The sequence below is a fragment of the Oxalicibacterium flavum genome (genome assembly GCF_014635065.1).
Taxonomy (GTDB): Bacteria; Pseudomonadota; Gammaproteobacteria; order Burkholderiales; family Burkholderiaceae_D; genus Oxalicibacterium; species Oxalicibacterium flavum.
Window position 1 is genome coordinate 189,099 of record NZ_BMCG01000006.1, and the last position, 20,770, is coordinate 209,868.

At 61.5% G+C, this 20,770-nt stretch carries 16 protein-coding genes and 1 riboswitch; of the genes, 11 read left to right on the forward strand and 5 right to left on the reverse strand.

Annotation, left to right across the window (positions count from 1 at the left end; translation table 11 throughout):
* Nucleotides 1–102: 102 nt before the first annotated feature.
* From IEV38_RS14675 to IEV38_RS14685, 3 genes are all read left to right on the forward strand, one after another.
* Entirely contained in the window at nucleotides 103–3,216 is a 3,114-nt protein-coding gene (locus IEV38_RS14675; protein ID WP_188397382.1) for an autotransporter family protein, read from the forward strand.
* 227 nt (nucleotides 3,217–3,443) lie between these two features.
* Entirely contained in the window at nucleotides 3,444–3,698 is a 255-nt protein-coding gene (locus tag IEV38_RS14680) for a hypothetical protein (protein WP_188397384.1), read from the forward strand.
* A gap of 188 nt (nucleotides 3,699–3,886) precedes the next feature.
* On the forward strand, nucleotides 3,887–4,333 hold the full coding sequence (locus IEV38_RS14685; protein ID WP_188397386.1) for a DUF4124 domain-containing protein: 447 nt from the start codon (nucleotides 3,887–3,889) through the stop codon (nucleotides 4,331–4,333).
* A gap of 26 nt (nucleotides 4,334–4,359) precedes the next feature.
* Here the strand turns inward: IEV38_RS14685 and IEV38_RS14690 are convergent, their stop codons facing one another.
* Entirely contained in the window at nucleotides 4,360–6,333 is a 1,974-nt protein-coding gene (locus IEV38_RS14690; RefSeq protein ID WP_188397388.1) for a hybrid sensor histidine kinase/response regulator, read from the reverse strand.
* 213 nt (nucleotides 6,334–6,546) lie between these two features.
* On the opposite strand from IEV38_RS14690, the gene IEV38_RS14695 reads away from it, so the two are divergent.
* From IEV38_RS14695 to IEV38_RS14710, 4 genes are read left to right on the forward strand one after another with little or no spacing between them, the layout of a single operon-like run.
* Nucleotides 6,547–7,344 (forward strand): glucose 1-dehydrogenase, encoded by a 798-nt coding sequence (locus IEV38_RS14695; protein ID WP_188397390.1) that lies wholly within the window; start codon nucleotides 6,547–6,549, stop codon nucleotides 7,342–7,344.
* Nucleotides 7,344–9,221 carry a glycoside hydrolase family 15 protein gene (locus IEV38_RS14700; protein WP_188397392.1) on the forward strand — a complete coding sequence of 626 codons (1,878 nt, stop codon included), beginning with the start codon at nucleotides 7,344–7,346 and terminating at the stop codon, nucleotides 9,219–9,221. The genes IEV38_RS14695 and IEV38_RS14700 overlap by 1 nt, the downstream gene beginning before the upstream one ends.
* A 54-nt stretch (nucleotides 9,222–9,275) precedes the next feature.
* The gene (locus IEV38_RS14705) at nucleotides 9,276–9,500 is read left to right on the forward strand and encodes a DUF6566 family protein (protein WP_188397394.1); all 225 of its coding nucleotides are present in this window, start codon (nucleotides 9,276–9,278) and stop codon (nucleotides 9,498–9,500) included.
* Nucleotides 9,493–9,789, forward strand: a complete 297-nt coding sequence (locus tag IEV38_RS14710) for a hypothetical protein (protein WP_188397396.1) — start codon at nucleotides 9,493–9,495, stop codon at nucleotides 9,787–9,789. Before IEV38_RS14705 ends, IEV38_RS14710 begins: the two co-directional genes overlap by 8 nt.
* 20 nt (nucleotides 9,790–9,809) lie before the next feature.
* On the opposite strand, the gene IEV38_RS14715 is transcribed toward IEV38_RS14710, so the two are convergent.
* The 3 genes from IEV38_RS14715 to IEV38_RS14725 all read right to left on the reverse strand — a co-directional run bounded on the left by IEV38_RS14715 (nucleotide 9,810) and on the right by IEV38_RS14725 (nucleotide 11,431).
* Nucleotides 9,810–10,331 (reverse strand): hypothetical protein, encoded by a 522-nt coding sequence (locus tag IEV38_RS14715; RefSeq protein ID WP_188397398.1) that lies wholly within the window; start codon nucleotides 10,329–10,331, stop codon nucleotides 9,810–9,812.
* A gap of 258 nt (nucleotides 10,332–10,589) precedes the next feature.
* Complete coding sequence (locus IEV38_RS14720; RefSeq protein WP_229729070.1) at nucleotides 10,590–11,015, reverse strand: helix-turn-helix domain-containing protein; 426 nt, start codon at nucleotides 11,013–11,015, stop codon at nucleotides 10,590–10,592.
* 131 nt (nucleotides 11,016–11,146) lie between these two features.
* Nucleotides 11,147–11,431 (reverse strand): hypothetical protein, encoded by a 285-nt coding sequence (locus IEV38_RS14725; RefSeq protein ID WP_188397399.1) that lies wholly within the window; start codon nucleotides 11,429–11,431, stop codon nucleotides 11,147–11,149.
* 280 nt (nucleotides 11,432–11,711) lie between these two features.
* On the opposite strand from IEV38_RS14725, the gene IEV38_RS14730 reads away from it, so the two are divergent.
* The 4 genes from IEV38_RS14730 to IEV38_RS14745 all read left to right on the forward strand — a co-directional run bounded on the left by IEV38_RS14730 (nucleotide 11,712) and on the right by IEV38_RS14745 (nucleotide 17,120).
* A complete protein-coding gene (locus IEV38_RS14730; protein WP_188397407.1) occupies nucleotides 11,712–14,213 on the forward strand; it encodes an ABC transporter permease in 2,502 nt (833 codons plus the stop codon).
* A 55-nt stretch (nucleotides 14,214–14,268) separates the two neighbouring features.
* A complete protein-coding gene (locus tag IEV38_RS14735) occupies nucleotides 14,269–14,712 on the forward strand; it encodes a group II truncated hemoglobin (protein WP_188397409.1) in 444 nt (147 codons plus the stop codon).
* 63 nt (nucleotides 14,713–14,775) lie between these two features.
* Nucleotides 14,776–16,242: a DNA recombination protein RmuC gene (locus IEV38_RS14740; RefSeq protein WP_188397411.1), complete on the forward strand. Its 1,467-nt coding sequence runs from the start codon at nucleotides 14,776–14,778 to the stop codon at nucleotides 16,240–16,242.
* 102 nt (nucleotides 16,243–16,344) lie between these two features.
* Nucleotides 16,345–16,517: riboswitch (FMN riboswitch) on the forward strand.
* A 102-nt stretch (nucleotides 16,518–16,619) separates the two neighbouring features.
* Nucleotides 16,620–17,120, forward strand: a complete 501-nt coding sequence (locus IEV38_RS14745; RefSeq protein WP_229729071.1) for a 6,7-dimethyl-8-ribityllumazine synthase — start codon at nucleotides 16,620–16,622, stop codon at nucleotides 17,118–17,120.
* A 92-nt stretch (nucleotides 17,121–17,212) separates the two neighbouring features.
* On the opposite strand, the gene IEV38_RS14750 is transcribed toward IEV38_RS14745, so the two are convergent.
* Nucleotides 17,213–20,125 (reverse strand): Rne/Rng family ribonuclease, encoded by a 2,913-nt coding sequence (locus tag IEV38_RS14750; protein WP_188397413.1) that lies wholly within the window; start codon nucleotides 20,123–20,125, stop codon nucleotides 17,213–17,215.
* Nucleotides 20,126–20,770 lie beyond the last annotated feature (645 nt).

The following is a 20,770-nucleotide window of genomic DNA, read 5'->3' on the forward strand; positions in this document are numbered from 1 at the left end:
GCCGGTCGGTGAGGCATTTTCAATGTCATTCAGCCGGGTGTAGTTGGTCGGAAAGGTGCGGTTCATCTCGGAACGAACAATGATCGGAGAGGTGGCAGACTCATGCAATACTCGACTTGCGACAGCGATGTGTTGGGTGGCATCGACAATCCGCCGCACAGCCCCAGCGAGGCGAAACAGGGAAGAGGCCGACGATACCTTTTTCGCTTGGTGCCATGGAGGACGATTGCGGGATCGGTCATTTTGTGGGGGCTGCTCCCTGGCGCGGTGTTTGCGCAATGCGTTGTCGACGATGCCGGTACGGTGACCTGTTCGGGTACCGATCCGGATGGACTGACCATCGCTCCTCCGCCACCGCCCGGTCCCAATGTCGCGCTCACCGTGGTGGCTGGCGCAACGGTGAATATGGGCATGTCGATCGACGGCCTTTTGTCTCTCGTTTTCAACAATAACGGCCAGATCAACGGTAACATCACCGTCACTAACAACGGCGATTTCACGTTCGATCAGAATGGCACGTTCGGCGGGACGACGCTTTCGGTCGATGGAACGGGGACTAACAGCGTGACGGTGCGGACCGGCCGTTCGATCGATACCCTCATCATGTCAGGGGCGCAGAATCGCATCGACAACTACGGTGTACTCAACAATGCCGTCACGCTGACCGCAACATCTTCGAACACCGTCATCAACCGCGCCGGCGCGGCGATCAACCGGCTTACGCTGTCGGGGCCTTCCAATATCATCGACAACGAAGGATTGTTCAATCAGGGGCTGGAGTTCACCGGTGCTCACTCTGCCGCCAACCAGTACGATAACGTCATTACCAACCGGGGCAATGGCGTTATCAACGGCATCAACAGCAACGGCGCTTCGTTCGACAGCGTGGACAATGGCGGCGTGATCAATGGCCCTACCAATCTTGGTGCCGGCAACGATCGCTTCACCAACCGTGCGCAGACCAATGGCGGCATCAATCTGGGCGACGACAACGACTTGTTCCTGATGATGGACGGCACCGTGTGCTGTACGGTGAATCTCGGAGCCGGCAACGATCAGGCATTCATCGTCAGAGGTGTGATCAGTTCTGATGTGCAGGCGGGTGCGGGAGACGATCTTTTCGTCTGGCAAGGTGGTCAGATCGTCAGCGGCGTTCGGATGGGCGAGGACAACGATACCGCGCTACTGTCCGGCCTGAATGCCACGAACCTCGTGCAGGGGCTGATCGTCGACGGAGGAACGGGCAACGACAGCATGACCTGGAGCAACACGCAGAACGGCACGGGTCTTGACGTGGCTCAGCTCACCTACTGGGAGCGCATCGCACTGCACTCCCGTTCCCAGCTCACGTTCAAGAATTACAGCACGCTGACCCTGGGAGATCCCGGAACGGGGACAGGCGTTCTTTCCATCGACAGCAGCAGTATCGTGCTGGCCGGCAATGGCACGCATGCCGTGCGGCCGTGGGAGCCAAGTGCGCTGGCGACCGTCAACAATGCGGGGCTCATCGATCTGACCAACGGACCGGCGACGGCGACCGACCGCTTTGTGGTCTATGGCAATTACGTCGGCCAGAACGGGCGCCTCAATCTGCAGACGGTGCTGGGCGGCGACGACTCGCCGTCGGATCAGCTCGTGATCCAGAAGAACTCGACGGCGACGGCCAACCCGGCCGCGTCCGGCCTGACCGCGCTCAATGTGAGCAATCTGAACGGTCTGGGAGCCATGACTGTCGGCAACGGTATCCGCGTGGTGGATGCAGTTGGCGGCGCCACGACTACGTCGGAGGCTTTCGTGCTTGGCAGCCGAGTGGCAGCCGGCGTGTACGAGTATGCGCTCTTTCGTGGCGGCGTGACGGCCGATACGGCCAATGACAACGACTGGTTTCTGCGTTCTAGCGTAAGCAACCCGCTGGTGCCTATTACGGTGCTGCCGGCGCCGGCGCCAACTCTGCCGCCATCCCCGCCGATGACGTTGCCGGCGCCCGCGCCGCTCATTCCGCTGGCGCCACCAGAGCCGCCGGAACCACCACCCTCTCCACCATCGCCACCGACGACATTGCCTGCGCCGCCGCCGCCAATGCCTGCGCCGCCGCCCGAGCCGCCGCCTGACCCGCCGCCGCCTGTCGACCCGCCGCCGGAGCCGCCACCGCCGTCGCCGGAACCACCGCCGCCGCTGCCGCCGGGACCACCGGGGCCGCCTGTTCCGCCACCGCCGGGAGAGACGCCGCCGCCTGAAACGCCGCTGATTCGCCCCGAAATTCCGGGGTATGTGCTCGGACCCGCGATGGCGCAACGGGGGGGCATCGTTACCCTCGGTACGTTCCACGAACGTCGCGGCGACCAGTCATTTCTGGACAGCGCTGGAGCGAACAGCAACGTGTGGGTACGCGCGCTGGGCGGCAAGCACGATCAGCGCTGGAGTTCGACGATCGGAGATTCCGGCTATCAGCTTGCGCCGAAGATAGAGAGTCGCATGTGGGGCCTGCAGATAGGTTCAGACCTGTTCGTCCGCAACGATGAAGACGGCGGTGAGGATCGCGCCGGTGCGTTCTATTCACATACCGAGACGCGTGGAACCGTTTTCGGCAATACGCTGGCGGTCGAGGGCAATCGCTCAGGCAGACTGACGCTGAATGGCGACAGTCTCGGCCTCTATTGGACGCGCGTCGATTCCAGTCGCTGGTATCTCGATGCTGTCGCCATGTACACGCGGTTCGAAGGAAATGCCTGGTCGGATATGAACGTCGGCGCCAAGACTCGGGGCGATGCCATTGCCGCTTCCATAGAAAGCGGCATCCCGTTTCCGCTCAATGGGACCTGGACGCTCGAGCCGCAGGGACAGCTCATCTGGCAGTATGTGGACTTCAAGGATACGCGCGATCCTTATTCTTCCATCGACTATCGTCACTTCGACGCTTTCACTGGGCGGCTGGGCTTGCGGCTGGAGAACAACACGCTCGTTGGTGGCCGGCCGTGGCAATCCTTTGTCAGTGCCGACGTGTGGCACAACTTTTCGAAGAAGTCGAACGTGAGGTTCGGCGACACGAATATATCCACCGAGCTTGATGGCACTTCGCTGGAGTTGCGCGGCGGCATGACGATGAAATGGGCAGATAACGTCGACGCCTATCTGTCGATCGGGTATATGACCGATCTCGGTGGAGAGAAGCAGCGCGGCGTGAGCGGGATGGCAGGCGTGCGAATCCGGTGGTAGGTATTTGCAGGCATGCGCATGCCTATTGTTTTGTTCTCCTGTGTGCCTCTATTTCGCGTAACGGAATATGTGCTTTTGCATGAACGGGCCGAGACAGCTCGGAGAAGAGACGAATTCCTACGCGCACTCGCGTCCGGGTCTGATGGATATTGCGTTGGACCTGAAGAAAAATGTGTGGGTCAAACCAGCAGATCGTCTGAACGGCCCCACTTTTCGGAAGGAATGCCATGTCTTCCAGGACTCCCTATCGAGACTACGAAATCACCACCGACGGTGAATTGACGCGCAGTCAGTTCTGGCTGGCGCGATATATCTTGAGAAGCAGGCGGGACCGACGCGTGATGATTATGGAGAACGTCGGACTGTATTCCTCCCGGGAAGATGCGGAGCGTTCTGCCTTGCAGCATGCGATCGAAAAGGTGGATTTCCTGGTGGAGTCCGATCAGCCTCGTCGCCGCGCCCTGGCATCCGGCCACAGATAAAACGGCTTGGTTGACGGTACGTTAGCAGCGCATTTTTCTTACATTCTCCAGCTTCTCAGGCACATCGATGCCCGTCGGAGAACTGCAACCATCCGACTGACGGTTTCATGCATCGCTGTCGCTGTCGCTGGCGATGGGATTGCGATCAGGCAATATAATCGGCTTTCTTCCAGCTTCCGATGCCTGCCATGCGACCCGTATCGTTGACGATCTTCTTCGTCCTGCTCGTCCCTGCCGCATATGCGCAGGACATCTATAAATGCGTTCATCAGGGCAGGACGATTTATTCCGAAAAGGCTTGCGCGGCAGACGATGCGCAGAACGAGCGGTTCGAGGTGCGCGACGATCGGGTCGGCAATGTGGCGCCGGACCGCGAGACGATCCGCGCCACGCGCGCGCGGGTGCAGGCCGAGATGGCGGCGTCGGCAAACGCAGTATCCGGCACCAAGAGTATCGGTGCGATGGTCGGGGAACAGGCCAAGCCGTCGGACCGTAAGCCTCGTTGCGATGCGTTGGAAAGGGACATTGCCGATATCGAGGCCGAGGCGCGCCAGCAAATCACGGCGCGTCGCCAGGATCGGCTGGCGCAGAAGAAACGCAAATTGCGCCAGCAACAGCATGCGCTGAAGTGCTGAAGGTTTTTATTCGGGATACGTTGCCGTCAGGATGAAGAGCGCTTGGCGAGCACATGGCGGATCTTGCGCGACAGTGTTTCCCGCGTATAGGGTTTGCTCAGGAGTTCCACGCCGGCATCGAGCCGGTTGCCGTGCACGATGGCATTCTGCGTGTAGCCCGAGGTGAACAGCACGGCAATGTCGGGAATGCGTTCGCGTGCCATGCGTGCCAGCTCGGTGCTGCGCATGGGACCAGGCATCACCACGTCGGAAAACAGCAGGTCGATCCTGACGCCGCTTTCGATGATGGCAAAAGCGCTTTGCGCATCGGCCGCCTTCAGGATCTGGTACCCGAGTTCGCGCAGCATGTCTACTACGATGCTGCGCACCTGCTCGTCGTCTTCGACGACGAGAATGGTTTCGGAGCCGCCGATCACGAACTGTTCTTCCGGTGGCGTGACGATGTGTTCGGTGTCGGTGGTGCGTGGCAGGTACAGCCTGATGGTGGTGCCGTGCCCGATTTCGCTGTAGATGCCGATATGGCCGCCCGACTGCTTGATGAAGCCATAGACCATCGACAGCCCGAGTCCTGTGCCTTTGCCCTCTGGTTTGGTGGAGAAGAACGGTTCGAAGGCCTGGGCCACGACCTCGGGCGACATGCCGGTACCGGTATCGGTCACTGCCAGCATGACGTACTGGCCGGGATTGACGTCGCTGTGCTTGCGCGCGTAGTTCTCGTCGAGAAATGCATTGCCCGCTTCGATGGTCAGCTTGCCCGTGCCGTGCATCGCGTCGCGCGCATTGATGGCGAGGTTGAGCACCGCATTTTCGAGTTGCACGATATCGACCATGGCATTCCACAAGCCGGCGGAAGTGATGACCTCGGTCTCGATCGATTCGCCCAGCGTGCGTGACACCATGTCCTGGAAGTTCGAGAGAAAACGGCCGAGATTGACCGCCTTGGGTTCCAGAGGCTGGCGCCGGCCGAAGGAGAGCAACTGATTGGCGAGTTTGGCACCGCGTCCGACGCCATCGAGGGCGCGCGCGATGCGCTTCTGCGCGCGCGGATTGTCGCCGATCTCCTTGCCGAGCAGGTGCAGATTGCCGGAAATGACCTGGAGCAGGTTGTTGAAATCGTGCGCGACGCCACCGGTCAGCTTGCCGATGGTTTCGAGTTTGCGGGACTGCTGGAGGGCGATCTCGGTCTTCTTCAGGGTGGCCGCGGCTTCCAGCTTTTCGGTGATGTCGCGCGTGATCTTGGCAAAACCGATGAAGGTGCCGGTATCGTCGTAAATGGGATCGATCACGACATGGGCCATGAACTGGCTGCCGTCCTTGCGTACCCGAACGGCTTCCTGCTCGTACCTGCCGTTCGACAGTGCCGATGCCAGGGCGAAGGCGGGTTTGCCTTCTGCGCGATCCTGTTCGGTGTAAAAGCGCGAAAAATGGGTGCCGATGACTTCTTCGCCGGCATAGCCCTTGATGCGTGCGGCGCCGGCATTCCAGTTGGTGACGATCCCCCCGGCATCGAGCATGTAGATCGCGTAATCCGTGACGCCCTGCACCAGCAGACGGAATTGCCGTTCGCTGGCACGCAGGGCTTCCGCCGCTTGCTTGCGTTCGGTGATGTCGCGCGTGATCTTTGCGTAGCCGATCAGTTGGCCATCCTGATCACGTACCGCATCGATGAAAACGGAAGCCCAGAAGCGTGTGCCGTCCTTGCGAAAACGCCATCCTTCCCCTTCGAACTTGCCTGTCGTTTCGGCCAGATGCAGGGCGTGTGCCGGCATGCCCCTTTCCAGATCGTCCGCGCCGTAAAAGCGCGAGAAGTTCTGACCGATGATTTCCTGCGTCTCGTAACCCTTGAGCCGGCGAGCACCTTCGTTCCAGCTGACGATGGTGCCATCCGGAGAGAGCATGTAAATCGCGTAATCCGAAATGGCATTGATGAGTAGCCGGAAGCGATGCAATTCGATCAGGCTCAAATCGTTAGCGGAAGAAGGCTGTGCGGGCACTGACATGGGGGTATCGGGGCGAAATGCGTCATGGGGCATGGAAAATATTCTACCGTAGTGGAAACGTCTGCCGACGGCGTGTTTGCCGGCTTGTCGGAGAATTTCCGATCATCCTACGAAAACTGGTGTACCTGTCCTACACACCGATTTCTCCATCCTGCTTTTTAATAGGAATTGCTATTCACGCAGCATATCGATCATTTGGGGAGCGCGCCACCAATGAATATCACGCTGGAAAATCAGGTTGCGATCGTCACCGGCGGCAGTTCGGGACTGGGACGAGCCATCTGTCTTGCGTTCGGGCAGGCGGGGGCGAAGGTTGTCGTCAATTATCGGCGCGACGACAAGGCCGCTGCCGCAGTGGTCGCGCAGATCGAACGGGCCGGCGGCGCGGCACTGGCCGTGCAGGCGGATGTCGGTGAGGAAGCCGATGTCGAGCGTCTGTTCGCCGAAACCATCGAGCGTTTCGGTGCGGTCGATATCCTGGTGGCGAATTCGGGCATGCAGCAGGATGCGGGTTTTGCCGAGATGACGCTCGAGCAGTGGGATTCGGTGCTGAAGGTCAACCTGACCGGGCAGTTCCTGTGCGCCAGGGCGGCCGTCAAGGCATTTCGCGTGCAGGGTGACCGTGGCGTGTCGCGCGCACGCGGGAAGATTCTGTGCATGAGTTCGGTGCATCAGCGCATTCCGTGGGCCGGTCATGTCAATTATGCCGCCTCCAAGGGAGGCGTCGCGCTGCTGATGGCGTCGCTGGCGCAGGAAGTGGCGGCCGAGGGAATTCGGGTCAATGCGATTGCGCCAGGCGCAATTCGTACCCCGATCAATGAGAACGTGACGCAGGGCGACGGCGAGAAGAAGCTGCTGGAACTGATCCCCTGGGGCCGTATCGGCGATCCCGAGGATGTTGCGCGCGCGGCTATGTTCCTGGTGTCGGATATGGCCGATTACGTGGTCGGTACCACCTTGTACATCGATGGCGGCATGTCGCTGTACCCCGGATTCGAGGACAACGGTTGATGGCGCAAAACAAGAAGACAGCAACGCCGCGCAAGCAGGCATCGCTACGAAAAGCCAAGGCTGCGACGGCGTCGAGCCGCATTCCGCGTTCGATCGCCGACCATGGCGTGATCGGCAATCTATCGACGGCGGCGCTGGTCGCCACCGATGGCGCAATCGACTTTCTGTGCTGGCCCTGTTTCGACAGTCCCGCCATTTTTGCCGCGCTGCTGGATCCCGACAAGGGAGGGGCTTACATGCTCGCTCCGCAATTGGACGATGCGCGGGTGATCCAGATGTATCTGCCGGATACCAATGTGCTGATGACGCGCTGGATTGCGCGCGAAGCGAGCGCCGAGGTGATCGACATGATGCCGATGCCGCTGGCAGACGGCGCCTGTCCGACGCGCGTGGTCAGGCAGGTCAGGGCCACCCGCGGGCAGGTGCGCATTCAGCTGCGTTGCGCGCCGCGCTTCGATTATGGAAGGGCGCCGCTCAAGGTGCGCATCGAAGAGGGATGTGCGGTTTTTTCCAGTCATGGTCATCCCACGCTGCGCCTGTCCGGTCCGGCTGCCTTTCATGCAGGCAGAAACGAGGCGACGGCCGAGCTTGTCCTGCAGCAGGGCGAGTATGCCGATTTCGTGTTCGAGGAACACGACATGCCAATGCTGTCGCAACACGATCTGCATGAACTCGAACGCTATACCATCCGTTACTGGCAGGAGTGGACGGCGCGCTCAAGCTACAAGGGCCATTGGCGCGAGGCCGTCACTCGCTCGGCGCTCGTGCTCAAGCTGCTGACGTCGCGCCAGCACGGCTCCATGGTGGCGGCAGCCACATTCGGTCTGCCGGAAGCGGAAGGCGGGGAGCGCAACTGGGACTATCGCGCTACCTGGATACGCGACGCTTCCTTCGCCATGTATGCACTGATGCGTCTGGGCTATCAGGAAGAGGCGTCCGCGTTTTATGGATGGCTGGGTCGGCTTGCCGTGCATTCCGACCGAAGCGGCACGTTGAAGGTGATGTACGCCCTGGATGGCGGCATTCCGCCCAGGGAAACGATCCTCGACCATTTTTCCGGCTATGGCGGCGCAGTGCCGGTGCGTATCGGCAACGATGCCGTGGATCAGATCCAGCTGGATATCTATGGAGAGTTGCTCGATTCGATCTATCTGAGCAACAAGTATGGCGACGCCATTTCGCACGAACAATGGGCGGGCGTCAGGCGGGTGGTTGACCATGTCTGCCGCGACTGGAAGAAGCCGGACGCGGGCATCTGGGAAATTCGCAGCAAGCCGCGTCACCATCTGCACTCGCGCCTGATGTGCTGGGTTGCGGTCGATCGCGCGATCCGTCTTGCCAGCAAGCGTTCGCTGGCGGCGCCGTTCGATAAATGGATTCGTGCACGCAACGCGATCCACGACGATATCTGGAAAAATTTCTGGAACGACAAGGGCGGGCATTTTGTGCAAAGCAAGGGACGCACGGAGCTTGACGCCTCGCTGCTGCTGATGCCGCTGGTGCGCTTTGTCAGCGCGACCGATCCGCGCTGGCTGGCAACGCTCGATGCGATCGGCAGGACATTGTCGGACGACGGGCTCGTCTATCGCTATCGCAACGAGGATGGATTGCGCGGCGAAGAAGGCGCGTTCGCCGCCTGTTCGTTCTGGTATGTCGAGTGTCTGGCGCGTGCCGGTCGCGTCGATGAGGCGCGTCTGGTGTTCGAGAAGGTACTGCATTACGCCAACCATTTGCACTTGTACGCCGAAGAGTTCGATGTGCACGCACGGCTGAGTGGAAATTTTCCGCAGGCATTCACGCATCTGGCATTGATCAGCGCGGCCCATTATCTCGATCGCCGGGTGTCGGGGGCCAGCAGGGGCGAATGGCCGGCGTGACGGGTTTGCCGGCACAACACGCAGGGTTGCGAACAAGACCGGAGGAGGAGCGAAATGAGTCATACCAATGTCGAGAATCACAAGGGCTACGACGTGCACGGTACCAGTGAAAAGCACGATAGCGGCAAGTGGATCGGGAGCTTTCATGTGGCAAGGAGCGGTCTTCCTGTCATCAGCATCAGCGTTCTGGATGCGGAGTTCGGCCAGGCCGAAGAGGCAGCCGAGCATGCATTGCAGCAGGGGCGGCGCTACATAGACAATATGAAAGCCCATGACTGACGCCGATACGCCGGCCGTGCGGGAGCCGCATGGGTGTCCTGCAGAAGTCTGCGGTCACCGCATAGCGGTCGCGGCGCGACCGATACAGGCGCATCTGTTTGCCGGCGTGGTATCGGTTTGCGTGCTGGACGATGGCGAACGATGCGAGCCGCCGGTGGCGATCATGGTGCCCGGACAATGGCAGAGTGAGGAAGAGGCGCGTCGCGCTGCGGCTGACTACGCAGGAGTGATGGCAAGAACGGGAGCGTTGCGGCTGGCGACGAGAGTGCGGACGCTGGCGGGCGGTTGATGCCGCAGCAAAACAATGACTCAGCGTACGTGCCGGAGCTTGTGCAAATAGGAATAGAGTTGCTGACGCTGCGTGGCATCGAGGCGAATGCATTCGCCGTTGGCGGTAATGGTCAGTTCTCCGTTGAGGAAGAATGACGCGACAATCGGAGATTCGGCGTTCATGGCGAGGCCGCGCATGGCATTGCGATGAGCCGGCGGATGGGCGGGTGATGGCGCCTTGGCGGCCGGTGCAACGCTGGCCGGGGAGGGCAGGCGCTGCTTCGCGCACGAAGGCGCTTTGCGTTCCACTGCAGCGGCAGTGAATGCGGCGTGCTGGGCGGCCTGGGGCATGGCGAAATAAAGCTTGCCGGCATCGTCCGTTACCTTGACGATGACGCCGCGCGAAAGAGGCCGCAGCAGCATCGAGCGCACAGCGTTGCAAGTGCACTCGAGTATATTGCCCAGTTCACGCGTGGTGCGAGGCCGGGTTTGTATGGCCTCGATGGCAATGGCGACCTTGCTGCCCCGACGCGGTGTATAACGCTTTCCCTGTTTTTCCATCTCAATGACTTTTACCGCATGCTTGCCCCGCAGGCAGCTGTTTTACTGTACGAACCGTGTGGATTTCTATCATGCAATTTATGCGAGAACGGATTGATATGTCAATTCGTGAACGGTTAATTTTTGTGACAATTACAGGCTTTTGAATGCATCAGACCAGCAAAATACCGTATCTCTGCCGTTTCGGCATGCCGGACTGACGAACGGCGATAAAAATCGGAATAGTGGACCGGAAGGCGAAGGAAGAGGGCGAGCGGGTCAGGACTTGCGCGTGTCGGCGCTGTCGCTCTTCTCAAAAGGCAGCGGCTCGGCGATCGTATCGATGATCTTGACGATCTGGTTCAGCTTGTATTCGGGCATTTGCTGCATGACCCTCAGCGCATGGGCAATGCGTTGATCGAGCAGCGGGTCGGCAGTGCCTTGAGAAGACGGAAGACTGTCTTCCTCGCCCTCGTTCAGCCAGGTAAACGAGACACGGCATGCCTTCGCGAGTTTCTTGATGGTTTCTGTTTCAGGGCCCTTGGCGCCGATGTCCTTGAGGATGCGGCTGATGGTGGCCTGAGGAACGCCGGACAGACGCGAAAGCTCGCTTTGAGACTTGATTCTTGCGGCTTTCATTGCCTGGTCCAGGCGATTTCCGATATTCATGCGGCCGACTATACATACGCGCATAAGGCCGATCAAAGTTCTATCCGTTCAGCACTAGTTTTTCTATACGTTCGTGAATATGCGTGGATTTTCGAGACTATGAAGACGCGCAAGGAATTCCCTTGGCCAATGCTGCGGCAGCAGGAAAAAGAGCGTGAGGTCATGGATCAGGCGGCCGGGCGCATGATTTTCTGTACGCCATCCTTGTTGAGAATGTCGCCCCATGATTCGATCCGGTAGGCATCGCCGAACTTGTGGATGGTCATGCCGTATTGTTCGCAGAGTTTTTGTACTGCTTCATCGATGATGGTGCGGTCGATGCCGGTCAAATCGTCGAGAGCGGACGGAGTCGGGCGTTCCAGCAGGTCGATGGCGCAGGCCAGCACAAACAGGCGGCGCGCATCGTCGTGCGGATATTGCGGGATGCCGAATTGATTGACGGGAATGCCCATTCGATCCTCCTTTTTTCTGAAACGCGCTCACTTGCCGGAATGCATGACAATGGCATGCGTATCGATACCCGGACGGGCGATGGCTGGCGCCTGCATGGCACAAGCTCCTCAATGCTTGACTGTGCGGCCCGGCAAAGATTCCCGGACGGACTGGGCTGCACGCGTTTGCCGCGTGCATCGGCGGGAACTCCGCTTTTAGGCTAGGCTTGCAAACTTGTTTTGCATGGATGTTTCGTGCAACCGATATCCTGCTGTTTCCTCCTCTCTGAATGGATCGCGAATGCTGGTGCAATCATTAAGAATGACGAGGCGCGACTGGCGCGCCGGTGAACTGCGTTTTCTGCTGGTGGCGCTGATCGTGGCAGTGGCAGCACTTTCTTCGGTCGGCTTCTTCGTCGACCGCATGCGCGCGCAACTCGCGCGCGACGCCAACCAGCTGCTGGCGGCCGATCTCGTGATACGCACCGATGAACCGATTGCGGCTGCCCTGCGCGACGAGGCCCAAAGGCGCGGACTGCAACTGGCGGAAACCATTGTATTTCCGAGCATGGCGGGCATCGGAACAGGAGAGGACAGTGTCGCCAGACTGGCGTCGATCAAGGCGGTCAGTTCCGGCTACCCCTTGCGGGGAGCGGTAAAGATTGCCGACGCCATCGATGTCGAAGGCACGCCTGCCACTGCCATTCCCGCTTCGGGCACGGTATGGGCCGACGCGGCGCTGCTCAGTAGTCTGGATGCACGCGTGGGCGATGCGCTGCGTCTGGGCGACAAGACCTTCAGGATTGCCGGCGTCATCACGTTCGAACCCGATCGCGGTGCCGGCTTCATGAACTTTGCGCCACGCGTCATGCTTGCGCAGAGCGATCTGGCCGCCACCAATCTGATCCAGTTCGGTTCGCGTGTCAGTTATCGTCTGCTGGTCGCGGGAGAGAAGGGCGCGGTTGCCGATTTCGGCCGGTACATGGAACAGCAGATCGATGAGCAGAAGCTGCGCGGCGTGCGTCTCGAGTCGCTGGAATCGGGACGCCCGGAAATGCGCGCCACGCTCGAACGTGCAGAACAGTTCCTGTCGCTGGTCAGTCTGCTGTCCGCCATGCTCGCCGCGGTGGCGGTGGCGATGGCGGCACGTCGCTTCATGCTGCGGCACGTGAATGCATGCGCCATGCTGCGCTGTCTGGGCATGACCCAGAATCAGGTGACGGGACTGTATCTGATCGAATTTCTGCTGGTCGGGCTGATCGGCAGCGCGGTCGGTGCGGCAATCGGTTTCGGCGCGCATTTCGTGCTGATCGAATGGCTGGGCCGACTGGTCACCGGCGATCTGCCGCCGGCTTCCTTCATACCTGCCGTGCAGGCCATCGTGACCGGGCTGATCCTGCTGGTGGGGTTTGCGATTCCGCCCATCCTGCAACTGCGCAACGTGCCGCACAATCGCGTGATCCGCCAGGAACAGGCGTTGCCGCAGCCGATGACCATGGCGACCTATGGACTGGGATTGCTGACCTTCGTCGGTCTGCTGCTGTGGCAGGCCGGCAATCTGCGTCTGGGACTGATGACTGCCGGCGGTTTCCTCGGTGGCCTGGCGGTGTTTGCGCTGGCTGGTTGGGGGGCACTGAAATCACTGCGCTTTCTGCGTGCGGCAGCCGATCATCCGAACTGGCGTTTTGCCCTGACTTCGCTGCAGCGGCGTCCCGGAGCGACCGTGGTGCAGATCGTCGCACTGGCGCTGGGTTTGATGGCCTTGCTGCTGTTGACCGTGATCCGTGGCGACCTGGTTGACGCCTGGCGGCAGGCCACGCCGCCGGATGCGCCCAATCGTTTCGTCATCAATATCCAGCCCGAGCAGAAGGCGCAGATCGAGGAACGTCTGGCGCAGGCCGGCATCGTCAATGCCAAGCTGTTCCCGATGATTCGCGGACGTCTGCTGGCGATCAACGATACGCCCGTTAACGGCGAATCCTTTATCGAGGACCGCGCCAAACGGCTCGTTGACCGCGAGTTCAATCTGTCGACCATGATGGAAGTGCCGGACGGAAACGAGATCAAGGCCGGACGCTGGTATGACGACAGCAAGCCGGAAGCTTCGATCGAATCCGGTCTTGCGAAAACCCTCAATCTCAAGCTCGGCGACATGCTGCGCTTCGAGATCGCGGGGGAGACGGTCGATGTCGCCATCACCAGCCTGCGTGATCTGGAATGGGGCTCGATGCGCGTCAACTTCTTCGTCATCATCAATCCGGCCGCGATGCAGAACATGCCGCAGACCTGGATCACGGCCTTCCACCTGCCGCCGGAAAAAGCCGCGCTCGACAACCTGCTCACGCGCGATTTTCCGAACCTGACGGTGGTTGACATCGGCAGCGTGGTGAAGCAGATCCAGGACGTCGTCGATCAGGTGGTGGCAGCGGTCGAATTCCTGTTCCTGTTCACGCTGGCCTCGGGCATGCTGGTGTTGTACGCGGCGCTGGTCAGTTCGCAGGACGAGCGCAAGCGCGAGGCAGGGTTGCTGCGCGCGCTCGGTGCCACGCGCGCGCAGTTGTCGCGCGCGCAGTGGATCGAGTTCGTGCTGGTCGGCGGCTTGGCAGGCCTGCTGGCGGCAGCCGGCGCGACGGCAGTGGGCTGGAGTCTGGCCTACTTCGTCTTCGATTTCTCCTGGGTCTTCAGCCCGGTGGTATGGCTGGCGGGGATAGGTATCGGCGCCGCCTGCGCCTTCGTCGGCGGCTGGGTGGGCCTGCGCCACGTGTTGCGCCAGCCGCCGCTGCAGACGTTGCGCGAAGCCTGATGAAAGCCGTGCGGCGGCCGTCAGAAGCGGCCGCCGATGCGCTATCATGACGGCCATGACTACTGCAGAAAACCAATCCACGCCGACCGCGCAAACTACGCAGGAAACGGAAAAGCCGCAGCACACCCTGTACGAGCTGCTCGACGGCGAAACCGGCCTGCGGGCGCTGGTTGACCGCTTCTACGATCTGATGGATCTCGAGCCGCAGTTCGCCGGCATCCGCGCCATGCATCCGCCCACGCTGGACGGTTCGCGCGACAAGCTGTTCTGGTTCCTGTCCGGCTGGACCGGCGGCCCCAATCTGTTCATCGAACGCTTCGGCCATCCGCGCCTGCGCGCCCGTCACCTGCCGTACGCGATCGGCATCAGCGAACGCGACCAGTGGATGCAGTGCATGGACATGGCGATGAACGAAGTCGGCCTGGTGCCGGCGCTGCAGGAATACATGCGCAAGGCGTTTGCCGAGACCGCCGACTGGATGCGCAATACGCACGGCTGATCGCGCGAGCCCCGATTTTCTTTTTTCGTTCAGCACGAGGCTGACGACCATCTAGGTTTTTCCATGACCGAACTGCATTTCCTGATCCTGCTGGCGGCCGTTGCCGTCATCGTCGTCCTGCAATTGATCCTGCTGCTGCGCGGCCGCGGCACCGATGTCGCGCCGCAACTGGCCGCCTTGCAGTCTGAACTGCAGCGCAGCCAGCAGCAGGGCGGCGATCGGCTCGAGCGCGAACTGCGCGAGCAGGTGCATGCCTCGGCGCAAGCCACGCGGCAGGAGCTTGGCAGCAACTTCTCGCAGTTCCAGCAGGCGCTTGCCGCGCAGCTGACGAGCGTGGCGACGATGCAGAACAACCAGATCGACAGCTTCGCGCAGCAGCTCGCCAAGCTCAACGAAGCCAACGCGCAGCAACTGGAGGCGATGCGGCAGGCGATCGGCCAGCAGGCGCAGACCGGACGGGAGGAGCAGGCGGTGGCATTCAAGCGCTTCGGCGAGTCGTTGAGCCAGTCGCTCAACGCGCTGACCGAATCGAACGCGCAGCGCATGGCCGAAGTGCGTGCCACGCTGGAAGCGAAGATCCGCGACCTGCAGACCGACAACGGCACGCGCCTCGAAGAGATGCGCAAGACGGTCGATGAAAAGCTGCATGCGACGCTCGAACAGCGCCTCGGCGAATCGTTCAAGCTGGTGTCGGACCGGCTCGAGAAAGTCCATCAGGGCCTCGGCGAGATGCAGCAGCTGGCAATCGGCGTCGGCGATCTCAAGCGCGTGCTGACCAACGTCAAGACGCGCGGCACCTGGGGCGAAGTCCAACTCGAGATGCTGCTCGAACAGTTGCTGACGCCTGACCAGTATGCGAAGAACGTGGAGACGATTCCGCGCAGCGGCGCGCGCGTCGAATTTGCCGTCAGGCTGCCGGGCAAGGACGATGCCGGCACGCAGGTCTGGATGCCGATCGACGCCAAGTTCCCCAAGGAGCAGTACGAACGCCTGGCCGAGGCAGCCGACCGCGCCGATACTGAAGGCGTGCTGGCGGCCGGCCGCGAACTGGAAATCGTGATCCGAGGTGAGGCGAAGAAGATTGCGGAGAAATACCTGTCGCCGCCGCTGACCACGGACTTTGCAATCCTGTTCCTGCCAACCGAAGGTCTGTACGCCGAAGTCATGCGCCGGCCCGGCCTGTGCGACGATCTGCAGCGCAGCTATCGCGTCAGCATCGCCGGCCCGTCAACGTTGTCGGCGCTGCTGAACAGCCTGCAAATGGGGTTCCGCACGCTGGCGCTCGAAAAGCGTTCGTCGGAAGTGTGGCAGGTGCTTGGTGCGGTCAAGACCGAGTTTTCGAAGTTCGGCGACGTGCTGGCTGCCACCAAGACCACGCTCGAACGCGCTGCGCGCAACATTGAGCAGGCGGAGACGCGCACGCGCCAGATGTCGCGCAAGCTCAAGTCGGTCGAGGCGCTGCCGACCGAAGCGGCGCAGCAATTGCTCGGCGGCGAGTCCATCGACGATCTGCTCGACGACAAGGAGTGACGCCGCGTAGTCCTTGCGCGCCGGCAGGATTTTTCCAGCCGTGATAAATTCTCTGTTGCCGATGAACGTAGTGCGCTGAACAGCAGCATTGCACTTCATCGGTTTCGTTCTCGGGGCGGGGCGAGATTCCCCACCGGCGGTGATGATGCGCAAGCATCCAGCCCGCGAGCGCCTGACGAAGCTTCCGCCTGCTCCCGCAGGCCGCCTCGGCAGGGTCAGCAGATCTGGTGCGATTCCAGGGCCGACGGTCATAGTCCGGATGATAGAGAACGGGAAGCCTCATCGCGACGCGGCGCCTGCCGCCGGTCGTCTTGTCATTCCCGCTTGATATTCCACACCCCCTGTTATTGTCATCTGCAACAGGAGCTTTATCCATCATGCAACAAGCCATCGATATCAAATCGAAATCCGCGCGTCGTGTCGCCTTCATTCAATCGAGCTGGCACAAGGACATCGTCGATCAATGCCGCGTCGCCTTCGTCGAGGAAATGGGCAAGCGCGGCTACAGCGAGGATGCCATCGACTTCTTCGAGGTCGCCGGTGCCTTCGAAATCCCGCTGCACGCCAAGGTGCTCGCCAAGAGCGGTCGCTACGCCGCCGTGGTCGGTACCGGCCTGGTGGTTGACGGCGGTCTCTATCGTCACGAATTCGTCGCGCAGGCCGTCATCAGCGGCCTGATGCAGGTGCAGCTGGAAACCGAAGTGCCGGTCATCTCGGCCGTGCTGACGCCGCACCAGTTCCATGCGCACGAAGAGCATCAGCAATTCTTCTTCCAGCATTTCCTGGTCAAGGGCAGGGAAGCCGCCCATGCGTGTGCCGATACCATCCAGCGCCTGCAGCAGATCGATCACCTGCTGCAGGAGCGTATCGCGGCGTAAGCAAGGCACAGGCAACGCACGGAAATAAAAAAGGGAGCCCGCAGGCTCCCTTTTTTGTTGCCTTGCATCGCCGTGACGGCGATGCAGGACGATCAGTGACGCGTTTCGACCTGTTCCAGCGGCTCGGACGAGAGCGGCGGCAAGGGCTTGCGCTCGCGCGGTACGCGCGGAGCAGGCACGAAGCGGGCGGCTTCCTCCTGTGCACGGCGCAGTTTTTCCGGATCGGTCGAAGCCAGTTCCAGGCCAGCGGCATGCAGCACGGCATCCAGATCGCCGGCATGGCCGTTGGCGCTGCCGTTGATGGCAGGCTTCGCTGCGGATGCGGCAGCAGCAGGTGCAACCGGTGCCACAGGTTCAACTGCAACCGGGGCCGGCGCGGATACCTGTGCGGTTTCGGCCGCTTCGACCACCGGTTCTTCGGCCAGCGATTCGGCATCGAGCGCTACCACCGGGACCGGTTCGATCACGGCTTCGGCAACTGGCGTGGCTTCGGCTACGACCTCGGCGACGGCAGCCGGTTCGGCAGCAACTTCCTGCTCCTGCGCTACCACTTGCGGTTCCTGCGGTGCGGCGATCACGCTGTCGAGTACGCTGACGGGAGCCACGGCAGCAGCCGTGGTTTCGTCAACGGCTGCAGCGGCGATGACCGGTGCGCTGTTGTCGTCGGCGGCTTCAACGGTTTCAGCAGTTTCGATGCCTTCGCCCGTTTCACCCGCTTCCGTATCGCCTGCGGTTTCCGAACCGTCGCGGTCGCGGCGATTGCGGTTGCGTCCGCCGCGACGGCGGCGGCGGCGCGGCTGCTCGTCGCCGCTGGCAGCTTCGAGCGGTTGACCGTTGACGTCGAGGATCACGGCGTCGATGGCGGCTTCATCGGCAACCGGCAGGGCTGCTGCGGCGACCGGTGCGATCACCAGCTGTTCGGCGGTCTCGGCCACGACTTCCTTGTTGCGATCTTCACGCGGTGCGCGCGGCGCGCGTTCGCGGCGGCCTTCGCCGCCTTCACGCTGTTCGCGCGGCTCACGGGCCTCGCGTGGCTCACGCGGCGGACGCGGTTCACGCGGAGCGCGTGGTGCCGTGGCTTCCGTTGCTGCTATTGCTGCAGTCGCCGGTTTGGCGTTTTCCTCGCGCTCCTCGCCACGTTCGCGGTTGCCACGACCGCCACGGCTACGGTTGCGCTGGTTGCGGCCGTTGCCGGCAGCGGCGTTGCGTTCGCCACGTTCGCGCGTGCCGCGCTGACCTTTTTCCTCGGCTGCCGGTTTGGCCGCTGCCGTGGGCGCGGTTTCGGTCGGGCCGGTGAAGAAGGCGATGATCTTCTGGAAGAAGCCTTGCGGCTGAACCGGGGCAGGCGCTGCCACAGGCGCGCTGTCGATCGGCTTGCGCTCGAAGATCGGTGCCGGCTGGTCGGGCGTGATGCCCTTGACCACGGCTTCCTGACGCGGCTTGGCGGCTTCGTCCTTGTTGCGCTTGCCGTAGCTGATGTCGGTGTCGGCCTGTTCCGCCATCGCGTAGCTGGCCTTCATGTCTTCGAGGCGCGGATCGTCGTGCTTGATGCGCTCGAGCTTGTAGTGCGGCGTTTCCAGATGCTTGTTCGGGATCAGGATGACGGAGACGCGGTGACGCGTTTCGAGCTTGAGCACTTCGCCGCGCTTCTCGTTGAGCAGGAAGGCAGCGACGTCAACCGGCGTCTGCACGTGGATCGAAGCGGAGTTTTCCTTCATCGCTTCTTCCTGGATGATGCGCAGCACCTGCAGGGCCGACGATTCGGTATCGCGGATGTGGCCGGTACCGTTGCAGCGTGGGCAGGTCACGTGGCTGCCTTCGGACAGCGACGGACGCAGGCGCTGGCGCGACAGTTCCATCAGGCCGAAGCGCGAGATCTTGCCCATCTGCACGCGGGCGCGGTCATGGTGCAACGCTTCCTTCAGGCGCGATTCGACTTCGCGCTGATTCTTGGCGTTCTCCATGTCGATGAAGTCGATCACGATCAGGCCGCCGAGGTCGCGCAGGCGCAACTGGCGCGCCACTTCGTCGGCGGCTTCGCAGTTGGTGTGGAACGCGGTGGTTTCGATGTCGCTGCCGCGCGTGGCGCGTGCCGAGTTGACGTCAACCGAGACCAGCGCCTCGGTGTGATCGATGACGATGGCGCCGCCCGAAGGCAGCGGCACGGTGCGCGCGTAGGCGGTTTCGATCTGGTGTTCGATCTGGAAGCGCGAGAACAGCGGCACGTCGTCGCGGTAGCGCTTGACGCGATGCACCATGTCCGGCATCACGTGGCTCATGAACTGCTGGGCCTGTTCGTAGATGTCGTCGGTGTCGATCAGGATTTCGCCGATGTCCGGCTGGAAATAGTCGCGGATCGCGCGGATCACGAGCGACGATTCCTGATAGATCAGGAAGGCGCCCGGCGCCGACTTGCCGGCGCCTTCGATCGCGCGCCACAGCTGCATCAGGTAGTTCAGGTCCCACTGCAGTTCATCGACGTTGCGGCCGATGCCGGCGGTACGGGCGATGACGGACATGCCCTGCGGCAAATCCAGCTTGTCCATGGTTTCGCGCAGTTCCTGGCGGTCTTCGCCCTCGACGCGGCGCGAGACGCCGCCGCCACGCGGATTGTTCGGCATCAGGACTAGGTAGCGGCCGGCCAGCGAGATGAACGAGGTCAGGGCCGCGCCCTTGTTGCCACGTTCTTCCTTCTCGACCTGGACCATGATTTCCTGGCCTTCGCGCAGCGCATCCTTGATGGAGGCATTGCGCACGTCGATGCCTTCCTTGAAATAGGTGCGGGCGACTTCCTTGAAGGGGAGAAAACCGTGGCGGTCTTCGCCGTAGCTGACGAAGCAGGCTTCGAGCGAGGGTTCGATGCGGGTGATGACACCCTTGTAGATATTGGACTTGCGTTGTTCGCGTCCGGCGGTTTCGATATCGATGTCGATGAGTTTTTGCCCATCGACAATGGCAACGCGCAGTTCCTCCTGCTGCGTTGCGTTGAAAAGCATACGCTTCATTTTTATTGCTCCGCGACCCTAGGGTCATGAATGCCGTCTTGCCGCAAGGCAGCATCAATAATGACAGGCGCTCGCAGTCAGCCGGTTGCTGCGCGAAGGCTTCGATGGCGTGGCCATCGGGTTCGCGGCAGCCTGCAGCCGACGAGCGCTTGCATCATCGTTGATGGCGTCGTGCGTCATCGAACGGCAAATAAAGTACAGGGATGTACGCGAGGCAGGAAGGGCTGGGGAGGGGAATTGCCATATGTGTGAGGCTCAGCGCTGGGCGCTGCCGTCACAACGGGCGCGGATGCAGCGAAACGCGTGGCCGGTCGAAGCCATGCTGTGCGGGTGCGCTTCGCATTCACGAGCGCGACGGACACAATCGCAAGGAGAACATCGAGCCTGGCGAAACATGGCAAACGGCAAAAAAACGCACTTCAACTGCATCGACCGCCCAGCTCGTCGTTCTCGACAGGCTGGGCGGACTTTTAATCCTGACAATCCAGACATTCTTGACCAACACCCAGGCGCGTTATCCGATTGCAACAACGGTGCAACCTTGATTCGCACAGGGGCGGTGCATACACATCTTTTCCCATCGAATTTGCGAAATGGCGAGGCCGATGGAGACGCCCCTGTGTAGAATGTGCTTTTTATTCTTAC